Below are 12,062 nucleotides of genomic sequence, written 5' to 3'. Positions count from 1 at the left end.
ATGACGGATATGACCAGGCGACTGCTGGAGCGCCTGATCAACCGGTTCCGTGAAGAAAACAGCGAGATAAGAAGCCTGCTGCTGACGACCGAGGACGGCTTCATGGTGACGGCCAGCCATCAGGAGGGTGACGAGTACTCCCGCCGCCTGGCGGCCATGAGCAGCTCTGCCCAGGCCATAGGCCAGGCCATGCTGCGTGAGCTCGGTGCCAGGGACTACAAACGCACCGTTCTGGAGAGCAGCGACCGAGTGGTGGTCCTGCTGTCCGTGCCTTTTGCCACCTCCATGCTGGTGCTGATGTCGGTGTCCACGAAAGACACTGCCTTGGGCCAGCAGCTCTGGAAACTGGAGCGGTTGGTTACGAGCCTGGCTCAGCTGACTGCAGACGTCTGTGAATCGTGAACCCAAGGAGTAAGGAAGATCCATGAGCAATCATCAGCAACTACTGGAAAGTCTGATCAGTGAAACCACTGGCTCCCTTTGCGCAGCACTGGTCGACAGCAACAGCGGCATGATCCTGGCGTCGGCGGGGAGCGGGCTGGACCTGGAGATTGCCGCGGCAGGCAATACGGAGGTTGTGCGAGCCAAGCTCAAGACCATGAAGCTGCTGGGCGTGAAGGACCAGATCGACGACATCCTCATCACGCTGGGCAAGCAGTACCACATCCTCTGCCCGATCTCCCGCTTCGAGGGCGTGTTCGTCTACTTCGTGCTGGACCGGTCCCAGGCCAACCTGGCGCTGGCGCGCCGAATGGTCCACGAAACCGGCGAGCGTCTTGACTGACATGCATTCGGCACGCTCTTGAGCGGGCCGATCAGTTGGAGATGCATTCACACAGCCCCCTGCCAGCGCGTGCTGACAGGGGGCTGTTGGTTCAGGGCCTGGCGCCCTCGAAACCCTGCAGCACGTTGACGGCGTTGATGCCGATTTCCTCCACCGCGTAACCCCCCTCCATCACGAACAGCGTCTGCAGGCCGAGTTGGCCAATGACCTCGCCCATGCGCAGGTAGTCCGGGCTGTCCAGCTTGAACTGCGAGATCGGGTCTTCCTTGAAGGTGTCCACCCCCAGCGACACCACCAGCGCGTCCGCGCCGTAGGCGGCGATGCGGCGGCAGGCATCGCTCAGTGCCTGGCCCCAGATCGACCAATCGCTGCCCGAGGCCAGCGGGTAGTTGGCATTGAACCCCTCGCCCACGCCCGCCCCGCGCTCATCGGCAAAGCCGAGGAAGTACGGATATTCGAAGCGTGGGTCACCGTGGATCGAGGTGAAGAGCACGTCGGCGCGGTCGTAGAAGATGTCCTGGGTGCCGTTGCCGTGGTGGTAGTCCACGTCGAGGATGGCCACCCGCTTGGCACCGGCATCCAGCAGAGCCTGGGCGGCGATGGCGGCGTTGTTCAGGTAGCAGTAGCCGCCCATGTAGTCGGCGGCTGCGTGGTGGCCCGGCGGGCGGCACAGGGAGAACACGCCTCGCGCGCCCTTGCGCAGTTCCGCTTGCCCGGTGAGGGCGACGTTGGCCGAGCTGGTGATGGCCTGCCAGGTACCTGCAGTGATCGGCGCGCCGGCGTCGAAGGAGTAGTAGCCCAGGCGGCCGTCGATGTCGGTGGGTTCGGTCTGGCGCAGGCGGCGGGTCGGCCAGGCGATCGGCAGCATGTCGTGGTCGCGACCCTTGGCCTGCCAGTCGGCCCAGGCCGTGCGCAGGAAGTTCACGAAGCCCTCGCGGTGTACCCGCAGGATCGGCTCCAGGCCGAAATCACTGGGTGCCTGCACCGGGCCCAGGTTCACCGCACGGGCGCGGTCCAGCACCATGTCGGCACGGCTGGGCTTCTCGAAGCAGGGGGTGAACTGGCCGCCGATGAGTTCGTGCTTGCCGTGGTGCAGGTGGTGGTCGTCACTGTAGATGACGAGCATGTCGTGTCCTCCTTGGGGTCAGTGCTCGGAAAACTGCACCTGCGGTGCCGGACGGCGGAACCCGCGGGTGAAGACTGTGAGGTAGATGAAGCCGATGGCGAACCAGGCCAGGCCGAAGACCAGGGTCTGGTGGCTGAGGCTGGTCCACAGCCAGACGATCAGACCGAAGCCGATCAGCGGCACCAGCCCGTAGCGGAGCAGGTCGGCCGTGTCGTGATGCTGGCCGTCCAGCAGGTGGGTGCGGATCACCGCCAGGTTCACCACCGAGAAGGCCACCAGGGCGCCGAAGCTGATCATCGAGGCCAGGGTGCCGAGGTCGATCACCACCGCCAGCAGGGAAATCAGCGATACCAGCAGGATCGCCAGGGTCGGTGTGTGGAAGCGCTGGGACAGATGGGCGAACACCCTGCGCGGCAGGATGCCGTCGCGGCCCATGCTGTAGAGGATGCGCGACACCGAGGCCTGGGAGGCCAGTGCCGAGCCGGCCGCCCCCGCCACGTAGGCAGCGGTGAAGAAGGCCTGGAGGAAGCCGCCCCCGGCCTTGAGCATCACCTCGGCGGCCGCAGCGTCGGCGTCCTGGAAGTGGCTACCGGGAAATACCAGCTGGCTGACCATGGCCAGGAGAATGAACAGCACACCCGCGCCCAGGGTGGTGATCAGGATCGCCCGGGGGATGTCCCGGCGCGGCTCGCGGGCCTCCTCGGCAAGGGTGGACACCGCGTCGAAACCCAGGAACGACAGGCAGAGGATCGCTGCGCCCGCCATCACCGGGGCGAAGCCCGTCTGGGAGCCATCGCCCTGCCAGGGCGCCATCCAGTCGATCGGCGCGCCCCCCAGCAGGCGCCAGGCCATGGCCAGGAACACCACCACGAACACCAGTTGGGCGATCACGATCAGGTTGCTCATGCCCGATACCGAGCCGATGCCCAGCAGGTTGAGCACGGTGACCAGGGCGATGGCGCCGCCCACGAAGACCCAGGCCGGCACCTCGGGGAAGGCGATGTTGAGGAACAGGCCGATCACCAGGTAATTGATCATCGGCAGGAACAGGTAGTCGAGCAGCAGCGACCAGCCGGCCAGGAAGCCGATACCGGGTCCGAAGCTGAGGCTGGCATAGGAGTAGGCCGAGCCGGCCACCGGGTAGCGGCGCACCATGAAGCCGTAGGACAGCGCGGTGAATAGCATCGCCGCCAGGGTCACTCCATAGGCCAGTGCGGTGCGTCCGCCGGTGGTTTCGGTGACCACGCCGTAGGTGGTGAACACTGTCAGCGGCACCATGTAGACCAGGCCGAAGAAGACCAGGGCCGGCAGCCCGAGGATGCGCCGCAGGCGGGTGCCCTGGGCGCTGTGGACGAAGGCTCCGCTGGCGGAGGCGGTGTCGAGGGTGGACGTGTTCATGGCAGTACCTCGCTGGGCAGCCTGCAGGGCAGGCCGCCAGTCTGGGGAATCAGCGGTTCGGGTCGGGTTCGGGGCGATCCGGCGCGTCAGTCGGCAGGCAGTCCGCCGGTCAGCAGGAGGGTGGTGCGGGTCAGGCAAGGCATGGCGGTTTCTCTCTTTCTTTTATGGCCAGCGGGTACGTCGCGTCGGGCGGCACCCTCGGGTGTGGCATGCACCGGCCTGCGCATGCCGTGCGGCGACCCGCCGTGGCGGGCCGCTGCGGGATCACTTCTTCAGCTTGGTCCACACCTTGCTGCGCAGGGACAGGGCCTTGGGCGAGCAGAGCTTGAAGGTCTTCAGGCGGTCCAGCTTGTCCTGAGGGAGGGTGATTCCCGGGTCGTCGGACTCCATGCACACTCGGTCGATGCTGATCGCGCTGGACATGCTGATCACACGCTCTAAGAGATTGTTGTTATTGGGGTTTACGGGCGCTGCTGGCCACCCCTGATGGCTTCGATTCTGTCAGCGGCGAGGGAGGGCCAGAACGATAGAAACGGTCAAAAGGGGATAATTTCGGACAACCTGTTGATGCCTTCTGCGCGTCCTACGTATCGCGCAGGCGAGCGCCTGGCACTGCGTAGGCAGGCGATGAAGGTGGTGGTGGGCGGGATTTTTGCAAAAGCGTCGGTCAGCGCCGGTACTGGCTCGGCGGTTGGCCGCTCCAGCGCTGGAAGGCGTGGCGGAAACTGGCGGTTTCGGCGTAGCCGAGCTGCTCGGCGATCAGGTAGATCGGCAGGTCCGTCTGCAGCAGCAGGTGGCGGGCCTTTTCGTAGCGCACCTGGTCGAGCAGGCGCTGGTAGCTGGTGTTCATGCGCTGCAGGTGCCGGCGCAGGGTGCGTTCGGAGCGGTGCAGGCGGCGGGCGATGCCGTCGAGGTTGATGTCCTCGGCGAGGTTGTCCTCCAGTTGCTCGCGGATCTGCTCCAGCACGTCGTGGCGCTGGGTGAGCTGGGCCGATAGCCGCTGGCACTGCTGCAGCCCGTGGTGGCAACTGACCGGGTCGGCCAGGGGCAGCGGGCGGTCCAGCAGGGAGGCGTTGAAGCACAGTGCGGTGTGGGCGGCGCCGAAGTCCACCGGGCAGCCGAGCCGCTCGGTGTAGGTCGCCGCGTGCAGCGGTGGGCGATAGGGCAGTGCCACCCGGCGTGGGCGGATGGCTTCGCCGAGCAGGTCGCGGATCACCGTGAGCAGCGAGGTCAGGCACAGCTCGCTGTTGAACACCATCAGCTCCGGTGCATAGCGGTAGCGGGTGGCGACCAGGCGCGCTTCGGCGCCGTCCTCTTCCAGGGTCAGCTTGAAGTAGCTGCCGAGCAGCGCCGAGTGGGTCAGGGCCAGGTTCAGCGCATCACGCAGGGTGCGGCTGGCGAGCATGGTGTAGCCGAGAATGCCGTAGGCCGAGACGTGCATCCGCAGGCCCAGGGACAGGCCCAGCGCCGGGTCGCGGGTGCAGGCCAGGGCATTGGCGAAGACGCGCAGTTCCTGGGCGTGGTTGATCAGCTTGTCGGGGGTGTCGAGATCGCTGCAGGCGACGCCGCTGCCTTCAAGCAGGCGTGTGCGTGGCACCTCGTCGGCCAGTGCCTGGACCGCGAGTGCAACGGTGTGGAGGGTGGTCAGGACCCGTTCGGGTAGCAATGACGCCGCCATGGTTCGTCCCCTTTGGTAACGGTGGGGGCAGGTTCATGCGTCGGGGCGGGCATTAAGGTTGGTTTCAGGCATCACCCTGGCGCACTGCGGTATTCTCGCCGCGCCTCCTGAATCCCCTGAGTCCGTCCTGATGCGCTCCTTCCTGCGTCCCCGTTGGCTGGTTTCCGGCCTGTTGTTCTGTGTGTTCGTGCTGCTGGGCATCGCTGCCCAGGAGTTTCGCCTGTTCGAGCGAGGCTGGTTCAGCTTGCAAGAATGGCGCCACGCTTCGGAATGGCGGGAGCGCTCCATCTGGCTGCCCGACTACCAGGTGACGGTCGAGGCGCGCCCCATCGAGGGGCTGGATGCCGATGTATCGGCGCTGACCTACGACCCGGAGCGCCACAGCCTGCTCACGGTGACCAACAAGCGTCCGCAGATCATCGAGCTTTCGCTGGACGGCCACATCGTCCGGCGCATCGATCTGGAAGGTTTCGGCGACCCCGAGGCCATCGAGTACGTCGCCCCCGGCACCTACGTCATCACCGACGAGCGCCAGCAGCGGCTGATCAAGGTGAAGCTGGACGAGCACACCACCCGTGTGGATGCCGCCGAGTCCCAGCAGCTCTCCTTGGGCATCGGCCTGAACGGCAACAAGGGCTTCGAGGGGCTGGCCTACGACACGGCGGGCCAGCGCCTGTTCGTGGCCAAGGAGCGCGACCCGGTGCGCATCTACGAGATCCACGGCTTCCCCCACACCAACCCGGATAAGCCCTTCGCCGTGCACGTGGTGGATGACCCCGAGCGAGATGCCGGGCTGTTCGTGCGCGACCTGTCGAGCCTGCAATACGACGAGCGCAGCGGTCATCTGCTGGCGCTGTCCGACGAGTCGCGGCTGGTGTTGGAAATCAACGCCGACGGCCGCCCCATCAGCACCCTGTCCCTGCTGCGCGGCATGCACGGGTTGAAGGCCAGCGTCCCCCAGGCCGAGGGTGTGGCGATGGATAACGAGGGGAACCTGTACCTGGTGAGCGAGCCGAACCTGTTCTACGTGTTCAGCCGGCCGGCTCGGGATTGAATCCGGGCACCTCGGGAGAGGTGCCCGGAAAGCCCCGTCAGTACCAGGGGCGTTCGACCAGGGGAAGGTCGAGGGATTTGTCGCGGTAGTTCGCCTGGGCAGTCTTGATGTCGCTGCGCAGGGTCTTGGCCTGCTGGACGAGGTCGTTCATTTCCGCCTCCGACGGGCTGTAGCCGGCACCCGCCAGCAGCACCAGGGCCGTTTTGCCGTCCTGGTTGCCATCGGCCAGGGCCACGCTTGCCCAGATGAACGTCTGCTTGAAGTCGCGCTTGAGCAGATTGAGGGCGGTGGCGTTGCTCTGGCCAAAGGCCGAGCCCGTGCGGGCGTCGGCATCGCACCAGGCCAGCACCTGTTCCGCCTGGGCGGGGTCGCCACGACCCATCTTGCGTTTCAGGGGTGGGGCGAACAGGCGGCAACCCAGTTCGGAAGCGAGTCGATCGCCTTTGGCGGATGCCTCGGCCAGCAGCGCGCGATAGTCGGCCTCGCTGATCAGGGCATCCTCGCCGTCGCCGATGGCGCCGGCCAGGTAGAGCAGCTTCACCCGGGCGTTGCTCTCGGCGTACTGCTCGAAGACGGCGCGGCGGCGGGCTTCATCGGCCAGTGCCGGGATGTGGCCGTCGAACAGACCCATGAGGATCGGCGGGTAGCCGTAGGGGCCGTGCTGCGCCAGGTATTCGTAGGCCGTAACGACCTTCTCCGGGGCGAGCTTGCCCAGGGTGGGGTTGCCGTAGAGGTTGGCCAGCGCCAGGTTGGCGTGCAGGCGATGGCCTTCCACGGGGTCTTTCTCGGCCACATCGAGCAGGAGGCGTTCGCCCTGGTCGACGTCCTGGCGGAACGGCGGATTGCCGTTCAGCAGGGCCAGGCCCAGCAGCAGCTTGGCGGTGTATGAGCCTTGGCTTGCGCCCTTCTCCAGGAAGTTCTTCGCCTGCTGCAGGTCCACCTTCTGGCCGAACTGCGCGTCTTCGACGTAGCGGCTCAGCATGTAGGAGGCGTCGCCGTTGCCGTTGAGGGACGACTGGGTATAGAGCGCGAAGGCCTTGTTGTAGTCCTGGGCGACGCCGTCGCCACGCTCGTACATCTTGGCCAGCATGTACTGCGCGCGGGGCTCCTTGTCTTCGGCGGCGCTTTCCAGCAGCTCATGGGCTTCCTGCAACTGCTGCGCAGCGGTGGTGTCGGGGCGGTAGAGGCTGATGGCCTTGTCGGTCTTCTCGATGGGGGTTTCGAAGCAGCCGGTCAGCAGGGCGCACAGCACCAGGGGGATGAAGGTTTCCTTCTTCATGGCATTCCTTGAGGGGTGGGGGATGTATCGCGGCGCAGAGCCTAACAGAGCCTCAAGACTGGTGGCACTTTGATAGTCGATGGCGAGCGTCTGAAGACGCCGATGTTGCAGGGCGTGCCCGGCGCGTTGCACGCCGGGCGCTGTCATCAGGCCTTGAGCGTCTTCACGCCTTCGGCGGTGCCGAGCAGCAGCAGGTCGGCCGGGCGGGCGGCGAAGAGGCCGTTGGTGACCACGCCGACGATGGCGTTGATCTGCGCTTCCAGGCCCTTCGGGTCGACGATGGAGAGGTTATGCACGTCGAGGATGATGTTGCCGTTGTCGGTGACGACGCCTTCGCGGTAGACCGGGTCGCCGCCCAGTTTCACCAGTTGGCGGGCCACGTGGCTGCGGGCCATGGGGATGACTTCCACCGGCAGCGGGAAGGCGCCCAGCACCGGCACCAGTTTGCTGGCGTCGGCGATGCAGATGAAGGTACGCGCCACGGCGGCGACGATCTTCTCGCGGGTCAGTGCGGCACCGCCGCCCTTGATCAGGTTCAGGTGCTCGTCGCTCTCGTCGGCGCCGTCCACGTAGAACTCCAGGGCGTCCACGGTGTTCAGGTCGTAGACCGGGATGCCATGGCCCTTCAGGCGCTGCGCAGTGGCCTCGGAGCTGGCGACGGCGCCGTCGAAGGCCATCTTGTGGCGGGCCAGGGCGTCGATGAAGAAGTTGGCGGTGGAGCCGGTGCCGACGCCGATGACGCTTTTGCTGTCGATCAGCGGAAGGATGTGGTCGACGGCGGCCTGGGCGACGGCCTGTTTGAGCTGGTCCTGGTTCATGCGGGGGTCCACGTTGTGAGGGGTATCCGAGGGCGCGCAGTATAGCCGCTCGCCACGGCAAAACCCCGTATCCCGTGTGGTCGGTCGACGGACGCCTGCGGTAGACTCGCCGCTCCCGCCCCGCCCGCCAGTGAAGCCGTGATGCTCGAAGACTACGTCAAGAAGACCCTCACCTCGCGCGTTTATGACGTCGCGGTGGAAACCCCGCTGCAACGCGCGCCACGCCTGACCGAGCGCCTCGGCAACCAGGTGCTGCTCAAGCGCGAGGACCTGCAGCCGGTCTTCTCCTTCAAGATCCGCGGGGCCTACAACAAGCTGGCCCAACTGTCCGCCGAGGAACTGGCCCGCGGCGTGGTTACCGCCTCGGCCGGCAACCATGCCCAGGGCCTGGCCCTGGCGGCCCGCGAGCTGGGCATCGAAGCCACCATCGTCATGCCGCGCACCACCCCCGAGCTGAAGGTCCAGGGCGTGCGCGCCCGGGGCGGCAAGGTGGTGCTGCACGGCGACGCCTTCCCCGAGGCGCTGGCCTATTCGCTGAAGCTGGTGGAGGAGAAGGGCTTCGTCTACATCCACCCCTACGACGACCCCCATGTGATCGCCGGGCAGGGCACGGTGGCGATGGAAATCCTCCGCCAGCACCCGGGGCGCCTGGATGCCGTCTTCGTGCCGGTGGGCGGCGGCGGCCTGATCGCCGGCATCGCCGCCTACGTGAAGTACCTGCGCCCGGACGTGAAGGTGATCGGCGTCGAGCCGGACGATTCCAACTGCCTGCAGGCCGCCATGGCTGCCGGCGAGCGCGTGGTGCTGGGCCAGGTCGGGCTGTTCGCCGACGGTGTGGCGGTGGCGCAGATCGGCCAGCACACCTTCGACATCTGCCGTCATCACGTCGATGAAGTGGTGACGGTCAGCACCGACGAGATCTGCGCGGCGATCAAGGACATCTACGACGACACCCGCTCCATCACCGAGCCCGCTGGCGCCCTGGCCGTGGCGGGCATCAAGCGTTACGTCGAGCGCGAGGGCATCGAGGGCCAGACCCTGGTAGCCATCGACTCCGGCGCCAACATCAACTTCGACCGCCTGCGCCATGTGGCCGAGCGTGCGGAGCTGGGCGAGAAGCGCGAGGCAATTATCGCGGTGACCATCCCCGAGCGGCCGGGCAGCTTCAAGGCGTTCTGCGAGGCCATCGGCAAGCGCCAGATCACCGAGTTCAACTACCGCTACAACACCGACGACGAGGCGCACATCTTCGTCGGCGTCCAGACCCACCCGCTCAACGACCCCCGCGAGGCGCTGGTCAACGGCCTGCGCAAGCAGGGCTTCCCGGTGCTGGACCTGACCGACAACGAGCTGGCCAAGCTGCACATCCGCCACATGGTGGGGGGGCGCGCGCCCCGTGTGGAGGGCGAGTCGATCTTCCGCTTCGAATTCCCCGAGCGCCCCGGTGCGCTGTTCAACTTCCTCGACAAGCTGGGCGGGCGCTGGAACATCACCCTGTTCCACTACCGCAACCACGGCGCCGCCGACGGCCGCGTGGTGGCGGGGCTGCAGGTGCCGGCGGAGGAGCGCCACCTGGTGCCCGAGGCCCTCGCCGCCATCGGCTACCCCTACTGGGACGAAACGGAAAACCCGGCCTACCGGCTGTTCCTCAGCTGAGGCCGCAGACCGGGCGACTACACTGAGCCCGTCGCCCGATTGGAGGAAGGATGATGGACGCTGACCTGCTGCTGGGCCTCAACGGCCTGGCGATCGCCCTGCTGATGGCGGTGGCCCTCCTGCTGTTCTGGTTCGTCCTGCGAGCCTGGCACGGCGCCCTGCGCGGCTGGGCACCGAGCCCGCGCCAGGCTGCGCTGTTCGGGGTGCCGGCGTTGCTGCTGCTGGGCCTCGCTGCGCCGGTGTCCGGCTGGCTGGTGCTGGACCAGCGCGGCATTCCCCTGGGCCTGACCTGGGTACTGGGCAGCAGCCTGCTCTACCTGCTGGCTGGCATCGCCTGGCTGCTGGCCAGTCGCCGCCTGCTGGTGCTGCACGCCGGCCCGGCCGAACTGGCCACCCCGCGTGGGCGCTTCCTCGGCTTCAGCCTCGGCTATGCCACCCTGGGTCTGATCCTGCTGCTGGTGATCCTCGGCCTCATCCTCGTGCGGCCGGCCTGACTTGTCGTTCACTCGCATCCTGCTGGTCGGTGCCAGCGGTTTCATCGGCCAGCGCCTGCTGGCCGCTCTCCTCGGCGCGGGCCATAGCCTGGTGGCTACCTCTTGCACCGGCAGCGGAGTTCCCTGCCCGGGCGTGGAGTGGCGCGCCCTCGACCTCGAACGCTTGGCGGGTGACCCCGACTGCTTCCCCTGGCCGGCGGGTGTGGACCTGGTGATCAACGCCGCCGGCGCGCTGCTGCCCGATTCCGCACGACTGGAAAGGCTGCAGGCGGATGGGGCCAAGGCCCTCTTCGACCTCGCGGCCCGCCATGGCGCTGCGGTGCTGCAACTCTCCGCGCTGGGGGCGGGCGATCACCCGGATGTGCCCTTCCTGGCCAGCAAGGCGCGGGCGGATGCGCACCTGCTCGGCCTCGGCATACCCGCCGTGGTGCTGCGCCCGTCCCTGGTGCTGGGTGAAGGCGGCGCCAGCAGCGGCTGGCTGGAAGCCCTGGCCTGCCTGCCCGTCGCACCCCTGCCGGATGTCGGCGCGCGCAGCCGTCCGGTGCATGTGGACGACCTGGCCGGCGCAGTGCTGGCGCTGGTCCGCCACTGGCCGGCACAGCCCTGTGCGGTGCCGCTGGTGGGCCCCGACGTTCTCACCCAGGGCGGCCTGCTGGACCTGCTCCGTCAGGTGCGGGGGCGCGGCCCCGGCCGCTGGCTGCACCTGCCCGGTGCGCTCGCAGCGCCGGGCGCGCGGGCTGCTCGTTGGTTCAGTTGGCGGGCCCTCGACCCTCAATTGATGACCCTGGCGCGGCGCGACAACCTCGCCGAGCCGGATGCCCTGGCAGCGCTCTGCGGCTATCGCGCGGTGCCCCTGGCCCTGCGCCTGGCCAGTGGCTGGCCGCAGCCGGAGCGGGTCATCGCCCGCCTGATGCGCCCCGCCATGCTGGCCGTGCTGGCGCTGATCTGGCTGGGGACGGCCTTCGTCTGCCTGGGGCCGGGGTACGACTGGGGGCTGCGCATCATGGCCGACATGGGCGTGAATGGTTGGCCGGCGAGCCTGGCGGTGGTCAGCGGTTCGCTGCTGGATGCCGCGCTGGGGCTCGGGCTGCTGGTCCGCCGATGGCGCGTGCGCGCCTTGCAGGCCCAACTGGGCCTGATGCTGCTCTACACCCTGCTGATCACCCTGCTGCTGCCCCACTACTGGGCCGACCCCTATGCGGCGGTCGGCAAGAACCTAGTGCTCATGGTCGCCACCCTCTGGGTGCTGTGGCTGGAGCCCCCATCACGGACGCCTGCCCGATGAGCCTGTACCTGCTGCTGAAGACCCTGCACATCCTCTCCTCCACCCTGCTGTTCGGCACCGGGCTGGGGTCGGCCTACTACGCCCTGCGGGCCTGGCGCAGCCAACGGCTGGAGGTGATCGCGGTGACCTTCCGCCACCTGGTCACCGCCGATTGGCTGTTCATCGCCACCACGGCGGTGTTCCAGCCCCTCAGCGGGCTGGCGCTGGCGAAGGTGGCGGGCTGGCCGCTGAACCAGTTCTGGATTCTCTGGAGCGTGGGGCTCTACGTGTTCGCCGGGCTGTGCTGGCTGCCGGTGGTGTGGTTGCAGATACGTGTGCGCGACATGGCCGCCCAGGCACTGGCCAGCGGCCAGGCCCTGCCGGAACGGGCCTTCCTCTATATGCGCATCTGGTTCGTTCTGGGCTGGCCGGCGTTCATCGCCTTCGTGGCGATCTTCTTCCTGATGGTGGCCAAGCCGCTCTGACGGGCCGCCGGGCGCGGCCCGCGTGG

At 67.5% G+C, this 12,062-nt stretch carries 12 protein-coding genes and 1 pseudogene; 7 read left to right on the top strand and 6 right to left on the bottom strand.

What is annotated here, in order from left to right:
• Both A7D27_RS00235 and A7D27_RS00230 read left to right on the top strand, forming a co-directional pair.
• Positions 1-402, top strand: coding sequence for a roadblock/LC7 domain-containing protein (locus A7D27_RS00235; protein ID WP_069559446.1), 402 nt, complete (start codon positions 1-3; stop codon positions 400-402).
• A gap of 22 nt (positions 403-424) precedes the next feature.
• Positions 425-784, top strand: coding sequence for a hypothetical protein (locus tag A7D27_RS00230; protein ID WP_044402260.1), 360 nt, complete (start codon positions 425-427; stop codon positions 782-784).
• A gap of 91 nt (positions 785-875) precedes the next feature.
• On the opposite strand, the gene A7D27_RS00225 is transcribed toward A7D27_RS00230, so the two are convergent.
• The 4 genes and pseudogenes from A7D27_RS00225 to A7D27_RS00215 form a co-directional block, all read right to left on the bottom strand.
• Complete coding sequence (locus tag A7D27_RS00225; RefSeq protein WP_069563777.1) at positions 876-1,910, bottom strand: histone deacetylase family protein; 1,035 nt, start codon at positions 1,908-1,910, stop codon at positions 876-878.
• A gap of 18 nt (positions 1,911-1,928) precedes the next feature.
• Positions 1,929-3,308 carry an APC family permease gene (locus A7D27_RS00220; RefSeq protein ID WP_139131060.1) on the bottom strand — a complete coding sequence of 460 codons (1,380 nt, stop codon included), beginning with the start codon at positions 3,306-3,308 and terminating at the stop codon, positions 1,929-1,931.
• A gap of 264 nt (positions 3,309-3,572) precedes the next feature.
• Positions 3,573-3,689, bottom strand: a pseudogene (locus A7D27_RS27620) (spermidine/putrescine ABC transporter substrate-binding protein); the annotation flags it as partial.
• A gap of 286 nt (positions 3,690-3,975) precedes the next feature.
• Positions 3,976-4,986, bottom strand: a complete 1,011-nt coding sequence (locus tag A7D27_RS00215) for an AraC family transcriptional regulator (RefSeq protein WP_069563776.1) — start codon at positions 4,984-4,986, stop codon at positions 3,976-3,978.
• A 130-nt stretch (positions 4,987-5,116) separates the two neighbouring features.
• Between A7D27_RS00215 and A7D27_RS00210 the strand changes: the two genes are divergently transcribed.
• Positions 5,117-6,040 carry an SdiA-regulated domain-containing protein gene (locus A7D27_RS00210; RefSeq protein WP_069559442.1) on the top strand — a complete coding sequence of 308 codons (924 nt, stop codon included), beginning with the start codon at positions 5,117-5,119 and terminating at the stop codon, positions 6,038-6,040.
• A 37-nt stretch (positions 6,041-6,077) separates the two neighbouring features.
• On the opposite strand, the gene A7D27_RS00205 is transcribed toward A7D27_RS00210, so the two are convergent.
• On the bottom strand, positions 6,078-7,319 hold the full coding sequence (locus A7D27_RS00205; protein WP_069563775.1) for a tetratricopeptide repeat protein: 1,242 nt from the start codon (positions 7,317-7,319) through the stop codon (positions 6,078-6,080).
• A gap of 146 nt (positions 7,320-7,465) precedes the next feature.
• Entirely contained in the window at positions 7,466-8,137 is a 672-nt protein-coding gene (gene rpiA, locus A7D27_RS00200) for a ribose-5-phosphate isomerase RpiA (protein ID WP_044402277.1), read from the bottom strand.
• 141 nt (positions 8,138-8,278) lie between these two features.
• Here rpiA and ilvA point away from each other — a divergent pair, with 141 nt between their 5' ends.
• From ilvA to A7D27_RS00180, 4 genes are read left to right on the top strand one after another with little or no spacing between them, the layout of a single operon-like run.
• Complete coding sequence (ilvA, locus tag A7D27_RS00195) at positions 8,279-9,793, top strand: threonine ammonia-lyase, biosynthetic (RefSeq protein WP_069563774.1); 1,515 nt, start codon at positions 8,279-8,281, stop codon at positions 9,791-9,793.
• A 53-nt stretch (positions 9,794-9,846) separates the two neighbouring features.
• Positions 9,847-10,287 (top strand): DUF2269 family protein, encoded by a 441-nt coding sequence (locus tag A7D27_RS00190; RefSeq protein ID WP_069559439.1) that lies wholly within the window; start codon positions 9,847-9,849, stop codon positions 10,285-10,287.
• Position 10,288: 1 nt separating this feature from the next.
• Positions 10,289-11,572 carry a DoxX-like family protein gene (locus A7D27_RS00185; protein ID WP_069559438.1) on the top strand — a complete coding sequence of 428 codons (1,284 nt, stop codon included), beginning with the start codon at positions 10,289-10,291 and terminating at the stop codon, positions 11,570-11,572.
• A complete protein-coding gene (locus tag A7D27_RS00180) occupies positions 11,569-12,036 on the top strand; it encodes a DUF2269 domain-containing protein (protein ID WP_069559437.1) in 468 nt (155 codons plus the stop codon). Before A7D27_RS00185 ends, A7D27_RS00180 begins: the two co-directional genes overlap by 4 nt.
• Positions 12,037-12,062: the final 26 nt, after the last annotated feature.

Source organism: Pseudomonas sp. 1D4, from assembly GCF_001728925.1.
GTDB lineage: Bacteria > Pseudomonadota > Gammaproteobacteria > Pseudomonadales > Pseudomonadaceae > Metapseudomonas > Metapseudomonas otitidis.
This window is presented reverse-complemented; position numbering and strand designations above follow the sequence as displayed.

Excerpts from the sequence above, each read along its gene's own strand:
- rpiA (WP_044402277.1), bottom strand. The coding sequence starts at position 8,137 with ATGAACCAGGACCAGCTCAAACAGGCCGTCGCCCAGGCCGCCGTCGAC.
- A7D27_RS00180 (WP_069559437.1), top strand. The coding sequence starts at position 11,569 with ATGAGCCTGTACCTGCTGCTGAAGACCCTGCACATCCTCTCCTCCACC.
- ilvA (WP_069563774.1), top strand. The coding sequence starts at position 8,279 with ATGCTCGAAGACTACGTCAAGAAGACCCTCACCTCGCGCGTTTATGAC.
- A7D27_RS00230 (WP_044402260.1), top strand. The coding sequence starts at position 425 with ATGAGCAATCATCAGCAACTACTGGAAAGTCTGATCAGTGAAACCACT.
- A7D27_RS00205 (WP_069563775.1), bottom strand. The coding sequence starts at position 7,319 with ATGAAGAAGGAAACCTTCATCCCCCTGGTGCTGTGCGCCCTGCTGACC.
- A7D27_RS00210 (WP_069559442.1), top strand. The coding sequence starts at position 5,117 with ATGCGCTCCTTCCTGCGTCCCCGTTGGCTGGTTTCCGGCCTGTTGTTC.
- A7D27_RS00215 (WP_069563776.1), bottom strand. The coding sequence starts at position 4,986 with ATGGCGGCGTCATTGCTACCCGAACGGGTCCTGACCACCCTCCACACC.
- A7D27_RS00190 (WP_069559439.1), top strand. The coding sequence starts at position 9,847 with ATGGACGCTGACCTGCTGCTGGGCCTCAACGGCCTGGCGATCGCCCTG.
- A7D27_RS00225 (WP_069563777.1), bottom strand. The coding sequence starts at position 1,910 with ATGCTCGTCATCTACAGTGACGACCACCACCTGCACCACGGCAAGCAC.
- A7D27_RS00220 (WP_139131060.1), bottom strand. The coding sequence starts at position 3,308 with ATGAACACGTCCACCCTCGACACCGCCTCCGCCAGCGGAGCCTTCGTC.
- A7D27_RS00235 (WP_069559446.1), top strand. The coding sequence starts at position 1 with ATGACGGATATGACCAGGCGACTGCTGGAGCGCCTGATCAACCGGTTC.